Genomic DNA, 16917 nt, shown 5'->3' with positions numbered 1-16917 from the left:
CATCGCGTATGCGCCATCGTCTTGTAGCCGTCGCCGCCATCACCACCCTCGCCGCCGTCGCCAGCGTTGCTGCGCAGCAACCCGCGTCGCTGCGCCAGGCGATCGACGCCGCGGTCGCGGCGCCCAGCCGCACCCCCGCCAATAGCGCGCGCGACAAATATCGCCACCCCGCCGAAACGCTCGCCTTTTTCGGCGTGAAGCCCGGCGACACGGTCGTGGAGATCTGGCCGAGCGGCGGCTGGTATACCGAGATCCTCGCCCCGCTCACCAAGGGCAAGGGCACGCTCTATGCGGCGGTGCCGAGCGGCAACGCCAAGGGCGTCGAGGCGCTGAAGGCGAAGGACGCCGCGCTGTACGGCCCGATTCGCGTGGTGAGCTTCCCCGCCGCCGCGGGCCAGGCCAAGGTGCCGGACGGCACGGCGGACGTGGTCCTCACCTTCCGCAACGTCCATAACTGGCGGATGGGCTATCAGCAGGGCGGCCAGGATTATTCGCCCGAGGCGTTCAAGCAGATGTACGCGATGCTCAAGAAGGGCGGCACGCTCGGCATCGAGGACCATCGCCTGCCCGAGAGCGCCAGCGACGAGCGCGAGACCAAGAGCGGCTATATCAAGGTCTCGACCGTGCGCCGACTCGCCGAGGCGGCGGGCTTCAAGTTCGTCGGCGCGTCAGAAGTGAATGCCAACAAGGCCGATACCGCCGACTGGCCGAACGGCGTGTGGACGCTGCCGCCCAGCTATGCGCTGAAGGACCAGGACCGGGCCAAATACGCCGCGATCGGCGAAAGCGACCGCATGACGCTCAAGTTCCGCAAGCCCTGATGCTGCACGCTACGCCATCCGCAACGGCGGATGGCGTAGCGGCATGCCTAAGAAGGTTTTTTCGGGCTGACCGTGAGTTTCCCGAAGGTCATGTAGATCAGCGTGGGCCCCGACTTTCCGCGATACGTACCCGTTGCGCCTGCCAGGTACGAGGCCACCGCGGTAAACTGCCACGCCTCTCCTTCGGTGCACGACACCTTGCGTGTGGTGTATTGCGAAAGATTCTGCAGTTCGCCGAACTGCCGCGCCAGCTTCGCATCGGCGCGCCGGCTTTCCGGTATCGAGGGATGGTCCCACGCCCACAGGAAGGTGCCGTCGCGCGTGTTGTAGGTGCCGATGACCTGAACCGGCGCGCTGGCGACATAACTTGGGGCAGTGAAGCGAATGAACCCTTCGTCGAGGTCGACGCTCCAGTCGAACGCCTCTCGACCCACCATGTGCTGGAAGACTTCGGTCTTCAACGCGATTTCAGCATTGGCTCTGGCAAAAACCAGTTCCTTGGCTTGATGCACCCGCTCCCGTGGGTCATCCGGCACGACCGGCGCCCCCAACAGCAGCGTTACCAGCGCACCGAGCCATAGCGTCATGCATCGCTACTCCCGATTTTGATGGGCGGGACCGCGCGTGGCACCACGCCCGCGCTGCCCTTACTTCCCCAGCTTCTCGATCTTTTCCTGCAGCCGGGCCAGCTCGGCCTTGAGCGACGACACGTCGCCGTCGCTGCTCGCCTCGGGCGCAGCCGGCGCTGCGGCAGGCGCAGCACCGGGCGTCGGATTCGCTGCGCCGCCCGGCTGGAACGCGCTCGCCGCCGCTTCGAACATCGCCATGTTGCGCTTGGCGATCTCGGCGAAGGGGGAGTTGGCGAAGGCGCCCTCGACCGCCGACTTGAACTGTTCCTGGTTGCGGCGGAAGCTGTCCATCGACGCTTCCAGATAGCCCGGCACCATCGCCTGCATCGAATCGCCATACAGCGAAATGAGCTGGCGCAGGAAGTTCACCGGCAGCATCGTCTGGCCGCGGGCTTCCTCTTCCATGATGATCTGGGTGAGGACGTTATGGGTGATGTCCTCCTCGGTCTTGGCGTCGACGACCTTGAAGTCGCGGCCTTCGCGCGTCATCGCTGCGAGATGCTCGAGCGTGATGTAGGACGAAGTCTCGGTATTGTAGAGCCGGCGGTTCGCGTATTTCTTGATAATGACCGGACCGCTTCCAGGTGCAGCTTTCTTCATGGGGAACCCCGCGCGTGACAGATGCGCACCTAACTACAGTTTCTGACGCGCCGCAACACGGACCGCGCCCTTTGCCGCTTTTTCTCGCATTGCTGCGCAACGAAACGGCAGCATCGCCGGAAAGGCGGGCAGCCGCACTGGCAGGTCTTGCCGCCTATCAGCGTGCCCCGCGCCCCGCGCCGCGCCCCGAAAAGCCCATCATTGCGCGCGCCGGCCGCGCCGTGCTGCGCGATTATGGCGGGCATGGGCAGCCCGTCGTGTTCGTCCCCTCGCTGATCAACCCGCCGGTGGTGCTCGATCTCGCCCGCGGCAATTCGCTGCTGCGCTGGCTTTCGCGCCAGGGCGTGCGCCCGCTGCTGGTCGATTGGGGGAGCCCGGCGCCGGACGAAGCCCAGCTCGACGTCAACGGCCATGTCGAGCGCTTGCTGCTCCCCCTGCTGCAGCAGTTGCGGCGCCCGCCGGTGCTGGCGGGCTATTGCCTGGGCGGCACCATGGCGATCGCGGCGGCGCAGGCGATCGAGACCGCCGGCCTCGTCACCATCGCCGCGCCCTGGCACTTCGCCGGCTATGGCGCGGCACTGGAGCGGTTCGCGGCGCTCTGGGACGGGGCCTATCCCACCTGCGAGCGGCTGGGCGTGGTGCCGATGGAGGTACTGCAGGCCGGCTTCTGGCAGCTCGACCCCCGCCGCACGATCGTGAAGTACGAGCGCTTCGGCCGCCTCCGCCCGCGCGACCCGGAAGCGCGCGCCTTCGTCGTGCTCGAGGATTGGGCCAATGCCGGCGCGCCGCTCAGCTTCGGCGCCGGTCGCCAGCTGTTCGACGACTTCCTCTCGGCCGACCTGCCCGGCAGCGGCCGCTGGGAGGTCGCGGGCATCACCGCGCGGCCCGAGACGCTGACCGTCCCCGCCCTCTCGCTGATCTCCACCACCGATCGCATCGTTCCCGCCGCCAGCGCCGCGCGGCTGGGCGAGGTGCGCGAGATGACGCTCGGCCATGTCGGCATGATCGTCGGCGGCCGCGCGCGAAAGGCGGTGTGGGCGCCGCTTGCCGACTGGTTAACCGCGCTTCCCCGCACTAGATAGCGAGCAAACACACCCCAGGAGACCAGCATGACCGACGTCGTGATCACTGCCGCCAAGCGTACCCCGGTGGGCAGCTTTCTCGGTGCCTTCGCCGCCACCCCCGCGCACGAGCTTGGCCGCGTCGCCATCGAGGCCGCCCTCGCCGAATCGGGCGTGACGGGCGAGGAAGTCTCCGAAGTCATTCTCGGCCAGGTGCTCACCGCCGCGCAGGGCCAGAACCCCGCCCGCCAGGCATCGATGCACGCGGGCGTGCCCAAGGAAGTGCCGGCGTGGAGCGTGCAGCAGGTCTGCGGTTCGGGCCTGCGCGCGGTGGCGCTCGGCTTCCAGTCGATCCGCAACGGCGACGCCGACATCATTGTCGCGGGCGGCCAGGAATCGATGTCGATGAGCACCCACGCCCAGTCGCTGCGCCCGGGCACCAAGATGGGCGACCTGAGCCTAGTCGACACGATGATCAAGGACGGCCTGACCGACGTGTTCAACGGCTATCACATGGGCATCACCGCCGAGAATCTCGCCGAACAGTACCAGGTCACCCGTAGCGAGCAGGACGCCTTCGCGGTGCGCTCGCAGAACCTCGCCGAGAAGGCGCGTGCAGACGGCCGCTTCAAGGACGAGATCGCGCCGGTCACCGTCAAGACCCGCAAGGGCGAGACGATCGTCGCCGACGACGAATATATCCGCGCCGGCGCGACGGTGGACAGCGTCGCCGGCCTCAAGCCCGCGTTCAAGAAGGACGGCACCGTCACCGCCGCCAACGCCTCGGGCCTCAACGACGGCGCCGCGGCGCTGGTGCTGATGCGCCGCGAGGAAGCCGAGAAGCGCGGCGCGCCGATCCTCGCCACCATCCGCAGCTGGGCGAGCACCGGCGTCGACCCGTCGATCATGGGCATCGGCCCGGTCACCGCGAGCCGCAAGGCGCTGGAAAAGGCCGGCTGGACGATCGCCGACCTCGACCTGATCGAAGCCAACGAGGCGTTCGCCGCACAGGCGCTGTCGGTCGGCAAGGAGCTGGGCTGGGATGCGGACAAGGTGAACGTCAACGGCGGCGCGATCGCGATCGGCCACCCGATCGGCGCCTCGGGCGCGCGCATCCTCACCACCCTGCTCCACGAGATGAACAAGCGTGACGCCAAGAAGGGCCTGGCGACGCTGTGCATCGGCGGCGGCATGGGCATCGCGATGTGCGTCGAGCGCGATTGAGCCTTCAGCGCCGCACCGAGCAGCATGGAGCCGGGGCGAAAGCCCCGGCTGTTTTCGTTGCGGCACGGCCGGGCGACACGTGCGCCATTTCTTAAGCAAGTGTTTGAAATTTAATTACGTCCCCTTTAGACATTTTGGCAACAATTCGTTGCAAGCTGTGGCACCACTGCAACAGCCCGTAACAAAGATGTAAAATTCGCAACCAAACCCCTTGTAAGAATCGTGCCGGAGAGGATCAAAGCCCCGTCAGGCATCCCGCCTGTGAGGGGCAACTCATGAAATTTTCCAAGCTATTGGGCGCGACGGCGCTGGTCGGAAGCGCAATGCTGATCCCGACCATGGCACTGGCGCAGACCACGCCGCAGGATGAAAGCGGTGCAGCCGCTGCCGACGAAGACACGTCGATCGTCGTGACCGGTTCGCGCCTGCGCTCGGCCAATCAGGATTCGCCGGTTCCGATCACCACGGTTACCGCCGAGCAGATCGCCAACAGCGGCCGCATCTCGGTGGGCGACGTGCTCAACACGATGCCGCAGCTGCGCAGCACCGTCGGTTCGCAGAACTCGACTTCGGGCCTCGGCCGCCGCGGCCAGAACTTCCTCGATCTTCGCGGCCTGGGCACCTCGCGCACGCTGACGCTGATCAACGGCCGTCGCCAGGTCACCAGCGACATCATCAACAACGGCAACGCCGTCGACGTGAACACGATTCCGCTCGACCTGATCGAGCGCGTCGAGATCGTCACCGGCGGCAAGTCCGCCGTGTACGGTTCGGACGCGATCTCGGGCGTCGTCAACTTCATCCTGCGGGATCATTTCGACGGTCTCCAGCTCAATGCCCGCGCCGGCGTGAGCAACTATGGCGATGCCGGCAACCAGACCGTTTCGCTGCTGGCGGGCAAGAACTTCGCCGAGGGCCGCGGCAACATCGTCGTCGCTGCGGAATATTCGCACCAGTCGGATTACTATGCTTCCGACCGTCCGGCGCTGCGCCACAACGACGGGTTCGTCGTGGTCGACACCGACACTGGCGCCTCGTCCGACGACGTGCCGGATCGCCTCTTCTTCCGTGATCTGCGCAGCACCACCATCTCGCTGGGCGGCCAGCTGGGCTTCCGCTACGGCAACGCCGGCAGCCGCCCGTGCGGCACCGACGCGGTCGGCAATGCCTTCACCTGCGCCTATCTGTTCCAGCCGGGCGGTACCCTCACGCCGCAGACCGGCCTGCGCGTCGGCCTCGGCCCGAACGGCAGCTTCGTCGGCGGCAACGGCTCGACCAGCCGCGAAGGCAAGCTGCTGGTGTTGTCGCCCAACGTGAAGCGCTACGCGTTCAATGCGCTGGGCCATTTCGAAGTGTCGAGCGCGTTCGTGCCGTTCTTCGAAGCGAAGTATGTCCGCACCGAAGCCTTCGGTTCGCAGAGCGGACCGTTCTTCTCGCAGGGCCAGACGCTCAGCGATCAGGTCGCGGGCACCGGCCTCAGCGACCTGTCCTATTTCAGCAACGGTCGCGTGAACCGCGAAGGCATCCGCCTCGACAACCCGTACCTCAACAGTGCCGCGCGGAGCACGATCGCCGCACAGCTGCAGGCAGCGATCGCAACGGGCGTCAATCCGAACACCGGCGCTGCGATCAACGCTGCGCAGCAGGCGGCGTCGCTGGCGCAGGTCGCGGCGGGCACCTATCGCTTCTCGCTGCGTCGCAACTGGGTCGATCTCGGTACGCGCGACGAGAACATCAAGCGCGAGGTGTACCGCTTCGTCGGCGGCGTCCGCGGCGAGATCGCCAGCAGCTGGCACTATGAAGTGTCGGCCGAATACAGCGAGCATCGCGAAACCAACGTCATCCAGGGCAACGTCAATCGCCAGCGCTTCCTGCTCGCGAACGACACGACCCGCGATGCCAATGGCAACATCGTCTGCCGTTCGCAGGTCACCCCGGCCTATGCCGGCAGTGATCGCGCCGGCAACCCGGCGGTCCTCGCGGCGGACGTCGCGGCCTGCGTGCCGCTCAATCCGTTCGGCGAAGGCTCGGTGAGCAGCGCAGCGCGCAACTATCTGCTGATGAACACCACCGCCACCGGCAGCGCGACGCAGTTCGTCGCCAACGGCTACGTCGCCGGCAACCTGTTCGAACTGCCCGGCGGCGCGGTGAGCCTTGCGGTCGGCGGCGAATATCGTCGCGAGACGCTGCGCTACGACCTCGATCCGCTGACCCAGGCCGGCTACGCGTTCTACAACGCGATCCCGTCCTTCCGTTCGCCGGCGTTCGAAGTGAAGGAAGCCTTCGGCGAAATCTCGATCCCGATCCTCAAGGACGTGCCGTTCTTCCAGGAACTGACCGCGAGCGGTTCGGGCCGTGTCTCGGACTATCGTGGCGCGACCGGCACCGTGTTCACCTATAGCGGCGACGCGATCTGGCGCCCGGTGCGCGATTTCGGCTTCCGCGGCAGCTATTCGCGTGCGGTGCGTGCGCCGTATGTGGGCGATCTTTACGCGGTCGCGGGGCAGAACTTCACCCCCGCCCCGGCGGATCCCTGCTCGCTGCGCAACATCAACACCGGGTCGGCCAACCGCAAGGCGAACTGCGCTGCGGCTGGCATCCCGGCCTCGTACGACTATGTCTACACCTCGTCGCTACAGATTCTCAGCGGCGGCAATCCGAACCTGAAGGAAGAAAGCTCGCGTTCCTGGACGCTGGGCGGCATCTTCGAGCCGCACTGGGTGCCGGGTCTGTCGATCTCGGGCGACTATTACGACATCACGGTCAAGAACGTGATCACGTCGCCGTCGGTGCAGGCCGCACTGAACGCCTGTTATGACGCGCCGTCGCTGAACAACCAGTTCTGCGGTCTCTTCCAGCGTGCGGGTGCCAATGGTGGTCCGAACGGCGAGCAGCCGTTCCGCATCATCGAGGGTTCGTATCAGGACGCGCCCCAGAACTATGCCCGCTACAAGGCGCGCGGCATCGACGCGAACGTCACCTACAACCACCGGTTCGACTGGGGCCTGGTGCGGATGCGGGGCGAGTGGACCCATGTGATCCAGCGCGACAACTTCACCGATCCGTCGCGTCCGAACTACGCGAACGTCATCACCGGCGAGTTGAACGATCCGCAGGACCGCTTCACCGTCGACACCGATGTGACGTTCGGCAAGTTCACGATTGGCCACACGCTGCGCTACATCAGCGGCATGTACCTGAACACGTTCGAGGACTATAACAGCGTCAACGGCGAGCCGCCGCAGAACCCGGACTATGCGGACATCCGCATGTATCCTTCGGTCGTCTACAACGACGTCCGCTTTGCGCTCGAGGTGAACAAGAGCTTCAACCTCTATGGCGGCGTGAACAACGTTGCGGACAAGAACCCGCCCTACGGCCTCACCGGCGTGGGCACGGGCTCGGGCCTCTACGACAACCGTGGTCGCTTCTTCTACATGGGCTTCCGCGCCAACTTCTGATCGCGGAAACCGCAGCATCGGGCCGGAAGGAGCAATCCTTCCGGCCTTTTTTTTGGCCGCCCCGCCGGGCTAGAAGCAGCCATGCACCGCAACCCAATCGACCTCGCCTTGTCCCTCGCCAGTGCCGGCAAGACCGAGCAGGCCTGCGCGCTCCTCGCCGATGCCGGTGCGCAGGGCAGCGCCGAGGCCTGGATGCAACTGGCCGTCTGGTACCTGATCGGCGCACCCGTTCCGCGCGACCTCGATCGCGCGCGCACCTGCCTCGCCAAGGCGGTGGCGATCGGCCATGTCGACGGTGCGCTGATGGAAATCGCGCTGCTCGCCAACGGCAATGGCGGCCAGACTGCGCCCGATTGGCCGCGCGCGCTGCGGGCGCTCGACATCGCCGCGCAAAACGATCCGGTCGCGGCGGCACAGCGGGCATTGCTCGCGAACATGGCGCTCCGGCCCGACGGTACCCCGCTGGCCACACCCGTCGGCGAAATACTCCACGACGCGCCCCGGCTGCAGCGCTTCCCAAGGCTGCTCACCCCCGAGGAATGCGCCCACCTCGCCACGACGGCGCAGCCGCTGCTCGAGCCTTCCTTCGTGCTCGATCCGCGCAGCGGGCGGCCCATGCCGCACCCGATCCGCACCTCGGACGGCGGCGCGATCGGGCCGACGCGCGAGGATCTGGTCGTGCGCGCCATCAACCTGCGTATCGCGGCGGCAACCGGCACCGACGTGCAGAACGGCGAGCCGCTGACCGTGCTGCGCTATGCGCCCGGCCAGCAATATCGCCGCCACCTCGATACGATCGCCGGGGCCGCCAACCAGCGGATGGCGACGCTGATCCTCTATCTCAACCAGGGCTTTGCCGGCGGCGAGACAAGCTTCCCGGCGATCGGTGTCACCGTCCAGCCGCGTGCGGGCGATGCCATCCTGTTCGAGACGCTGCTGCCGGATGGGTCACCCGATCCGCAGCTGGTGCACAGCGGCGAGCCGGTCCGAGCCGGGGCGAAATGGATCGCGACGCGCTGGATCCGGCAGGCGCCGGTCGATCCCTGGACGCTCGCCGCGGGCTGATCAGGCCCAGACCCGATCGAACCGCGCGCCGAGCCCGGTGAGCAGCTCATATTGCGACAATCCGCTCAGCGCCGCGGTCTGCGGCAGGGCATAGTCCATCGCCACCCAGTCGCCTTCGGCGAGATCGGGCGCGGCATCGACGCAGAGCGCGGTCAGGTCCATCGAGACGCGGCCGACCACCGGCAACACAGCGTCTCCAGCGTGCGCGCCCCCCTTGTTCGAGAAGCAGCGCAGATAGCCGTCGGCATAGCCGAGGTTGAGGATCGCGACTTCCATGTCGTGCGGCGCGGTGTAGGTGGCGTTGTAGCCGATCGTCTCGCCGGCCGGCACCCGCCGGCGCTGGAGGATCTGCGCCTCGGGCGTGACCACCTGGCGGATGCCGGCATGCGCCTGCCGCTGGCGGCCGCCATAGAGCGCGATGCCGGGGCGGGTGAGATCGAAATGATAGTCCGGTCCCAAGGCGATGCCCGCGCTGTTGGCGAGGCTCATCCGTCGTGCTGACGTCCGCCCGGCGAGCGCAGCGAAGCTGTCGCGCTGGCGGGCGTTGAGCGGCACGTCCTCGTCGGCGGAGACGAGGTGGCTCATCAGCGTGTCGATCGTCAGCCCGTCGAGCAGCCCGTCCGCCACGTGCTGCGGGGACACGCCCAGCCGGTTCATGCCGGTATCGACCATCACGTCGCACGCGCCCCCGCCCGCGTCGCGCCAGCGCCGGACCTGCTCGACGCTCGCCAGCACCGGCCGCGCGTTGGCCGGGCGCTCGGCCAGGTCCTCGGCGCGCACGCCGTGCAGCACCGAAATCGATACGCCCAGACCGGCGACGTCCCGCGCCTCGGCCCAGGTGGCGACGAAGACGTCGCGGCAGCCCGCCGCCGCCAGCCGCGCGACCACGCCGCGTGCGCCCAGCCCATAGCCGTTCGCCTTCACCGCCGCGCCGCACGCCGCCGCACCGCTCAGGTGCGACAGCAGCGTCCAGTTGGCGGTGAGGGCGGCAGCATCGAGGCGGAGGCGGAGGGGGGAGTCGGTCATCCCCCGTCGGTTAGCGCCGCGCCGCGCGAAGCGCCACCGTCTCGCGCAGCCCGAACGCGGTCACCACCAGCGCCATCGCCACCACCGCGAAGGTATACCACAGCCCGGCATAGGGGTTGCCGGTGCGCGCGACGATGTAATGGCTGATGAAGGGCAGGAAGCCGCCGAAATAGCCGGTGCCGATATGATAGGGGATCGACATCGACGAATAGCGGATGCGGCTGGGGAACATCTCGCTCAGCAGCGCCGCGACCGGACCATAGGTGGCGCCGCACAGCGCCATCAGCACCGTCATCGCCACCAGGATCATCGCGATGTCGATCGGCTCGGGCACGATGCGATCGAAGCGATAGCCGGCATATTCGAGCGCGGCCTTCACCGCCTTGGGGTCGTTGCTCTCGACGACCTGGCCGCCGATGGTGACGACCACGGTGGGCGCCTCGGCGGTCTTGTAGCTGACCCCCAGCCGCGAGAGATGGTCGAGCATCCGCCAGCATTCGTCGGCCTGGGTGGTAGCGAAGGGGTCATAGGCGCAGCGCGGCCCGGCGACGATCACCGGCTCCCGCTTCGATGCCTTGGCGAGGCCGGGGTTCGCGGCGCTGCCGATCACGTAGAAACAGGGGAAGAGCAGCACCAGGGTCAGCGCATAGCCGATCACGATCGGCGGCTTGCGGCCGACCCGGTCCGACAGCTTGCCGAACCATATGAAGAAGCCCACGCCGATCACCGCGCCCGCGCCGGTGATCAGCTGCGCCGCGGTCTGGTCGAGCCGCATCGGGCCCGAGAGGAAGGCGAGCACCGAGAACATCGCGGTGTACCACACCACGGTCAGCCCGCCGGCAATGCCGAACAAGGCGACGAGCAGCCGCTTCTTGTTGCCCGGATAGGTGAAGCTCTCGACGAATGGGTTGCGCGCGGTCTCGCCCGCTTCCTTCATCGCGCGGAACACCGGGCTTTCGGAGAGGCGCACGCGCATCCACAGCGAGATGACGAGCAGCAGCAGCGAGAAGAGGAAGGGCAGCCGCCAGCCCCAGCTTTCCCACACGCCGGAAGCGGCGAAGCGGAACAGCAGCACCACCGCGAGGCTGAGGATGAACCCGCCCACCACGCTCGCCTGGATGAAGCTGGTGTAATGGCCCGCCTTCCCCTCGGGCGAATGCTCGGCGACGAAGATCGCCGCGCCGCCATATTCGCCGCCCAGCGCCAGCCCCTGCGCGATGCGCAGCACCAGGATGACGATCGGCGCGGTCGCCCCGATCTCGCGATAGCCGGGGATCAGCCCGATGCCGGCGGTGGCCAGCCCCATCACCGTGATGGTGACGAGGAAGGTATATTTGCGCCCCATCCGGTCGCCGAGATAGCCGAACAGCACCGCGCCGAGCGGGCGGAAGCCGAAGCCGATCGCGAAGGTCGCCCAGGAGAGCAGGGTCGCGAGATTCTCGTTGCCCGAGGGAAAGAAGGTGCGGCCGAGGACACCGGTGGCGGTCAGCGTGCCCCAGATGAAGAAGTCATACCATTCGAACACGGTGCCCAGCGACGACGCGCCGATCACCATCCGCATCTCGCTGGCGCTCGGTTCGCAAACCTCGTCGGCCATCCTCTATGTCCCCCGCCTGTCTCGCTGTGCTTCTACAGGAGTCGCACGGGGGAGCAATCTGTCAGGCGCGACGCCCCAGCGTCTTGAACATGAGGGTGATCCGCACGGCATCGGGGCCGGCGGCGTAGATCGGCCGTGCGGCATGCGGAATGGTGCCGGGGAAGATCACCAGCCGATCGGGCTTGGGCACCACCGCCTTCACCACTTCGCTGCCGCTGCGGTTGAAGAACAGCGTCTCCCCGCCCTGGTCGGCGTTCCACCCGGCCTGGGGATAATAGATCGCGGTGAGGTGGTCCTTGCAGTCCGAATCGAGATGCACGCCGCCGCCGACCCCCGCCGGCATGCGGTTGGCATAGCAGCGCGACAGCCGCTGGGCGCGCAGCGGCTTGTGCAGCAGCGCCTCCCACACCTCGGCGATCAGCGGCGCGGCGGCCTGCAACTCGTTGCCGATCGCATTGGGATCGCGATCCTCCTGCGCGCTCTTCTGATAGCCGGCGAAATGCTTGTAGAAATAGCGCGGCGCATCGGGCGCGCCCGAGGAATAGGCGCCGTGCGCCCAGCCCGGCTGGTCGAGATAGTCCCAGACGCGCTGGCGGCGCGCATCGCCGAGGAAATTGTCGAGTACGCGAATGTCGTTCAACTGGCCGGTCCTTGCACCACGCCCGGCAGGGCCGTTGCGGCTTACAGGGGCAAGGTTAACAGCGGGTTAGGCGTGCCTCAGAGCACCAGCTCCGCCTTGAGGAAATCGACGAACGAACGCACCCGCAGCGCCAGCCGCGCATGGCCGACGAACAGCGCATGGATGTCCTCCCCGTCCCCAGGGTTGAACGCCGCGAGCAGCTCGACCAGCCGCCCGGCGGCAAGGTCGGCAGCGACATGGAAGCGGCCCATGCGCGCGATGCCGCCGCCCGCCAGCGCCATCAGCCGCACCGCCTCGCCCGAATTGGCGAGGAACGGCCCGTCCATCGTCCGCTGCACCACGGCGCCGTCGATGCGGAACGGCCAGCTGTCGATCGAGCGGCGGAAGTTGAAGCGCAGGCAGGTGTGCGCATCCAGATCGTTCGGGTGCCGCGGCGTGCCGCAGCGCGCGAGATAGTCGGGACTCGCGACCACCACCATCGTACTGCGCCCGAGCTTCGCCGCCTTGATGCCGGTATCGCGCAACGGTCCCACGCGGATCGCGACATCGGCACGCTCCTCGACCAGCTCGACCAGCGCGTCGGATAGTGTGAGGTCCACCGTCACCCCCGGATGCGCCCGCAGATAGGCGGGCAGGATCGGGATCAGGAACTGCATGCCCAGCGGCACCGAGGCATTGACCCGGAGCGGCCCGCGCGGGACCTGGTCGCGCTCGAAGCTGTGCTCGATCGCGTCGATCTCCGCCATCAGCCCGGCGACGCGGGCATGATAGGCTTGGCCCTCGGGGGTCAGCGCCAGCGCGCGGGTGGTGCGGGTGGCGAGCTGGACGCCGAGCCGCGCTTCCAGCCGGGTCATGCCGCGGCTGACGGCGGAGGGGGTGATGCGCAGCGCCTTGGCGGCACCCGCAAGGCTGCCCTCGGCCGCCACCGCCAGGAACATCTCCATCTCGCCAAGCCGATTGTCCATCCATGATTCCGATGCACTTCTGTGATGCTGCCTGGCAATCTACTCAGCAATGCGGGCGACGCCTACTTCTCGTTCCGACATTGGAAGGAGATACTCCCATGGACCTGCAGCTTACCGGCAAGACCGCCCTCGTCACCGGCTCCACCGCCGGCATCGGCCTCGCCATCGCCGAACGGCTCGCCCAGGAAGGCGTGGCGGTGACGATCACCGGCCGCAGCCAGGCCAAGCTCGACGAGGCCGCCGCGCGCATCGCCAAGCTCGGCACCGTAAACCCCGTCCTCGCCGACCCCGCGACGGCCGAAGGCGCGGCGACGCTGATCGCGGCGGTTCCCGACACCGACATCCTCGTCAACAATCTCGGCATCTACGAAGCCAAGCCCTTCACCGAGATCAGCGACGAAGACTGGCACCATCTGTTCGAGGTCAACGTGGTCAGCGGCGCACGGCTGGCGCGGCATTATTTCCCGCGGATGCTGGCGCGCGATTGGGGCCGGGTACTGTTCATCGCCAGCGAGAGCGGGCTCGTGATCCCCAGCGAGATGATCCACTATGGCATGACCAAGACGGCGCAGCTCGCCATCTCCCGCGGCCTTGCCGAGCAGACCCGCGGCACGGGCGTGACGGTCAATGCGGTGCTGCCGGGGCCGACGCGTTCGGAAGGCATCGTCGAGTTCATCCGCTCGGTGGTCGACAACAGGGATGCGCCGGAAGCCGAGCGCGAGGCCGCGTTCTTCGCCAAGCTGCGCCCGCTGTCGCTGATCCGCCGGCTGATCGAGGCCGAGGAGATCGCCGCGCAGGTGGCGCTGCTCGCGAGTCCCTTGGGGGCGATCACCAATGGCGCGGCGATCCGCGTCGAAGGCGGAATCGTGCCCACGATCGCGTGAGGCAAGATTGAGATCCTCCCCAGCCAGGGGAGGGCAATCGCATATGGCCAAGGACTCCCGTCATCCCGGCGGAAGCCGGGATGACGATGGTTTTCGATGCACCGATATCCTTCGGGTTCAAATGCGATAGCCCTGCCCGCCAGGGGGAGGGAAGGACTTCAGGCTATCAGCCCCCCAGCCCTTCCAGCGCCTCGCTCGCTTCCATCCAGGTCAGCTCGGCGGTCTCGATCTGCGCGCTCACCTCGGCGCGGCGCTTCATCAGATCGGTCATCGTCAGCTTGGTGAGCGCCGCATCGGCATTGGCCGGATCGAACATCGCCTTTTCCAGCGCCGAAAGCTGCGCCTGCAGCCGGGCGAGCTCGGTTTCCGCCGCCTTTGCCGCCTTGCGCAGCGCGGTGCCCTTTTCGCGCGCCTCGGCGGCGGCGCGGCGGGCTTCCTTGCGATCCGCCTTGGAGGCACCGCCCTTGCCGCTGCCGCTCGAATCCTTCGAGAGCACGAAGGCGATATAATCATCGAGGCTGCCGTCGAACTCCTTCGCGGTGCCCTGGTCGACCAGCACCAGCCGATCGGCGGTCATCTCGAGCATGTGGCGATCGTGGCTGACCACGACCACGGTGCCCGAATAGCCGTTGAGCGCCTGGATCAGCGCCTCGCGCGCATCGACGTCCAAGTGGTTGGTCGGCTCGTCGAGGATCAGCAGATGCGGCGCGTCGCGGGTGATCAGCGCCAGGGCAAGCCGCGCGCGCTCGCCGCCCGAAAGCTTGCCGACCTTGGTGGTCGCCTTGTCGCCCGAAAAGCCGAAGCGGCCGAGCTGCGCGCGCACTGCGCCGGGGCTGGCGCCCGCCATGTTGCGCGTCATGTGCTGCAGCGGCGTGTCGTCGCGGTCGAGCTCCTCCACCTGATACTGGGTGAAGTATCCCACCTTCATCTTGCCGCTGCTGTTGATCGCGCCGTCCATCGGCGTCAGCTGCGCGGCGAGCAGCCGGGCGAGCGTGGTCTTGCCGTTGCCGTTGCGGCCGAGCAGCGCGATGCGATCGTCGGGATCGATGCGCAGGTTGAGCCGCTGGAGGATCGGCGTGTCGCCATAGCCGACGCTCGCCATGTCGAGCGTGATCAGCGGCGGGCGCAGCTCGTCCGGATTGGGGAAGTCGAAGCTGAGCGAGGGATCGTCGACCAGCTCGGCGATCGGCTGCATCCGGGCGAGCGCCTTCTGACGGCTCTGCGCCTGCTTGGCGGTGGAGGCGCGGGCCGAGTTGCGGGCGATGTAATCCTGCAGCTTCTCGCGCTCGGCCTGCTGCTTGGCGCGCGCGGCGGCGAGCTGGGCCTGGCGCTCGGCGCGCTGGCGCTCGAACGCGTCATAGCCGCCCGGATAGAGCGTCAGCTTGCCGCGCTCCAGGTGCAGGATGTGATCGACGACATTGTTGAGGAAGTCGCGCTCGTGGCTGACCAGCACGATCGTGGCCGGGTACGACTTCAGGAAGTCCTCCAGCCACAGCACCGCCTCGAGATCGAGGTGGTTCGAGGGCTCGTCGAGCAGCAGCAGATCGGGCTGCGAGAAGAGCAGGCTGGCGAGCGCCACGCGCATCCGCCAGCCGCCCGAGAAGCTCTCCAGCTCGCGATGCTGCATCTCCTCGTCGAAGCCGAGGCCGACGAGGATGCGCGCGGCGCGCGAGGGCGCGGCATGCGCGTCGATCGCGATCAGCCGCTCGTGGATCTCGCCGATGCGATCGGGATCGTGGCTGGTCTCGCTTTCCTCGAGCAGCGCGGCGCGCTCGAGATCGGCGGCGAGCACCGTCTCGAACGGCGTCGCGGTGCCGCCGGGGGCTTCCTGCGCGATATAGCCGAGCTTGGCGCCGCGCGGCATGTCGACGCTGCCGCCATCGGGTTCGAGCTGGCTGGCGATCACCTTCACCAGCGTCGACTTGCCGGCGCCGTTGCGGCCGATCAGGCCGATGCGCCCGCGCGGCGGCAGCTTGGCGGTGGCGCCGTCGATAATCGTGCGGCCACCCAGGCGCACCGTGATGTCGGTCAGATTGAGCATGATCGGCCAGCGCCTAGCCGATGCGGCGCGTCAGGGCCAGCCATAGCGCGGCGCCAAAAGCGATCGGTGCAAAGGTTTGTTCCCCCTGTGTAACTACCTAGTGCGTCTTTGAAAAGTGCGGTCGCGGCGGGGCGATCGGCGGCAGCAACACGCGGGAACGACCGGATCCTGCGAATTTTTTGCTCCCTGAACAGAACGTTCCTCCGGTATTCTGCCTATAATTCCCATGTCGCGGTTGGATCCAAGACCGCCGGTGCGGACCATGAAGCTCGCGCTAAGAAATCTTACCGGGGGATAAATGGAAATAGAACTCCACGTCGCATCTTCCGCCGTCATGCGCAGTGCTGCCGATCTTCGTCAGCAATGCATCGATGCACTGGCAGAAGAAGGCACGATCCACATTGATGTCGCAGGCGTAACGGATGCTGATCTTAGTTTCGTCCAGATCCTCTGCGCGCTGCGCACGGCCGCGGCGGAGACGGGTCGCGAGGTTCGCCTGCGCAGCCCCGCCCCTGCGGCGGTTGCTGCGCTGCTGGAGCGTGCCGGTTTTCTCGCCGCAGCCACCCCCCAAGATCTCGACTTCTGGTTTCACGGAGAACGTGCCCAATGACCGCCTCGATCCTCACCGTCGATGATTCGCCCAGCCTGCGTATGGCGATCAAGATCGCGCTGACCGGCGCGGGCTACAGCGTCACCGAGGCCGGCGACGGCGTCGAGGGCCTGGCCAAGGCCAAGGGCGCGACGTTCGACCTGATCATCACCGACTTGAACATGCCCAACATGGACGGGCTGACGATGATCCGCGAGCTGCGCAAAGATCCCGCCCAGTGCGGCACGCCGATCCTGTTCCTCACCACCGAGAGCGATGACGCGATGAAGCAGCAGGCCAAGGCCGCCGGCGCC

At 67.3% G+C, this 16917-nt stretch carries 15 protein-coding genes; 8 read left to right on the top strand and 7 right to left on the bottom strand.

What is annotated here, in order from left to right; all coding sequences use genetic code 11:
- The first annotated feature begins 8 nt into the window (after nucleotides 1-8).
- Nucleotides 9-821: a class I SAM-dependent methyltransferase gene (locus tag GGR89_RS16505; protein WP_125977481.1), complete on the top strand. Its 813-nt coding sequence runs from the start codon at nucleotides 9-11 to the stop codon at nucleotides 819-821.
- A gap of 47 nt (nucleotides 822-868) precedes the next feature.
- Here the strand turns inward: GGR89_RS16505 and GGR89_RS16500 are convergent, their stop codons facing one another.
- A complete protein-coding gene (locus GGR89_RS16500; RefSeq protein ID WP_125977480.1) occupies nucleotides 869-1408 on the bottom strand; it encodes a DUF6882 domain-containing protein in 540 nt (179 codons plus the stop codon).
- A 60-nt stretch (nucleotides 1409-1468) separates the two neighbouring features.
- Complete coding sequence (gene phaR / locus GGR89_RS16495; RefSeq protein ID WP_125977479.1) at nucleotides 1469-2050, bottom strand: polyhydroxyalkanoate synthesis repressor PhaR; 582 nt, start codon at nucleotides 2048-2050, stop codon at nucleotides 1469-1471.
- Nucleotides 2051-2121: 71 nt separating this feature from the next.
- On the opposite strand from phaR, the gene GGR89_RS16490 reads away from it, so the two are divergent.
- From GGR89_RS16490 to GGR89_RS16475, 4 genes are all read left to right on the top strand, one after another.
- The gene (locus GGR89_RS16490) at nucleotides 2122-3132 is read left to right on the top strand and encodes an alpha/beta fold hydrolase (RefSeq protein ID WP_125977478.1); all 1011 of its coding nucleotides are present in this window, start codon (nucleotides 2122-2124) and stop codon (nucleotides 3130-3132) included.
- A gap of 27 nt (nucleotides 3133-3159) precedes the next feature.
- Nucleotides 3160-4335: an acetyl-CoA C-acetyltransferase gene (locus tag GGR89_RS16485; protein ID WP_125977477.1), complete on the top strand. Its 1176-nt coding sequence runs from the start codon at nucleotides 3160-3162 to the stop codon at nucleotides 4333-4335.
- A gap of 275 nt (nucleotides 4336-4610) precedes the next feature.
- Entirely contained in the window at nucleotides 4611-7796 is a 3186-nt protein-coding gene (locus GGR89_RS16480; RefSeq protein WP_125977476.1) for a TonB-dependent receptor domain-containing protein, read from the top strand.
- Between the two features lie 81 nt (nucleotides 7797-7877).
- A complete protein-coding gene (locus tag GGR89_RS16475; protein ID WP_125977475.1) occupies nucleotides 7878-8861 on the top strand; it encodes a 2OG-Fe(II) oxygenase in 984 nt (327 codons plus the stop codon).
- Here the strand turns inward: GGR89_RS16475 and GGR89_RS16470 are convergent, their stop codons facing one another.
- The 4 genes from GGR89_RS16470 to GGR89_RS16455 form a co-directional block, all read right to left on the bottom strand.
- Nucleotides 8862-9887 carry an alanine racemase gene (locus tag GGR89_RS16470; RefSeq protein WP_125977474.1) on the bottom strand — a complete coding sequence of 342 codons (1026 nt, stop codon included), beginning with the start codon at nucleotides 9885-9887 and terminating at the stop codon, nucleotides 8862-8864.
- Between the two features lie 10 nt (nucleotides 9888-9897).
- Entirely contained in the window at nucleotides 9898-11484 is a 1587-nt protein-coding gene (locus tag GGR89_RS16465; protein WP_125977473.1) for an MFS transporter, read from the bottom strand.
- A 61-nt stretch (nucleotides 11485-11545) separates the two neighbouring features.
- Entirely contained in the window at nucleotides 11546-12124 is a 579-nt protein-coding gene (locus GGR89_RS16460) for a 2OG-Fe(II) oxygenase (RefSeq protein WP_125977472.1), read from the bottom strand.
- Nucleotides 12125-12201: 77 nt separating this feature from the next.
- Nucleotides 12202-13089: a LysR family transcriptional regulator gene (locus tag GGR89_RS16455; protein WP_125977471.1), complete on the bottom strand. Its 888-nt coding sequence runs from the start codon at nucleotides 13087-13089 to the stop codon at nucleotides 12202-12204.
- Between the two features lie 98 nt (nucleotides 13090-13187).
- Here GGR89_RS16455 and GGR89_RS16450 point away from each other — a divergent pair, with 98 nt between their 5' ends.
- The gene (locus GGR89_RS16450; protein WP_125977470.1) at nucleotides 13188-13973 is read left to right on the top strand and encodes an SDR family NAD(P)-dependent oxidoreductase; all 786 of its coding nucleotides are present in this window, start codon (nucleotides 13188-13190) and stop codon (nucleotides 13971-13973) included.
- Between the two features lie 166 nt (nucleotides 13974-14139).
- On the opposite strand, the gene GGR89_RS16445 is transcribed toward GGR89_RS16450, so the two are convergent.
- Entirely contained in the window at nucleotides 14140-16014 is a 1875-nt protein-coding gene (locus GGR89_RS16445; protein ID WP_125977469.1) for an ABC-F family ATP-binding cassette domain-containing protein, read from the bottom strand.
- A 298-nt stretch (nucleotides 16015-16312) separates the two neighbouring features.
- Between GGR89_RS16445 and GGR89_RS16440 the strand changes: the two genes are divergently transcribed.
- A complete protein-coding gene (locus GGR89_RS16440) occupies nucleotides 16313-16624 on the top strand; it encodes an STAS domain-containing protein (protein ID WP_125977468.1) in 312 nt (103 codons plus the stop codon).
- A partial coding sequence (locus GGR89_RS16435; protein ID WP_167713009.1) for a response regulator occupies nucleotides 16621-16917 on the top strand: 297 nt, incomplete at its 3' end. The genes GGR89_RS16440 and GGR89_RS16435, both read left to right, overlap by 4 nt.

The sequence above is a fragment of the Sphingomonas trueperi genome, assembly GCF_011927635.1.
GTDB lineage: Bacteria > Pseudomonadota > Alphaproteobacteria > Sphingomonadales > Sphingomonadaceae > Sphingomonas > Sphingomonas trueperi.
Note: the sequence above shows the minus strand (reverse complement) of the source record. Positions and strands in the feature narration are given on the sequence as shown.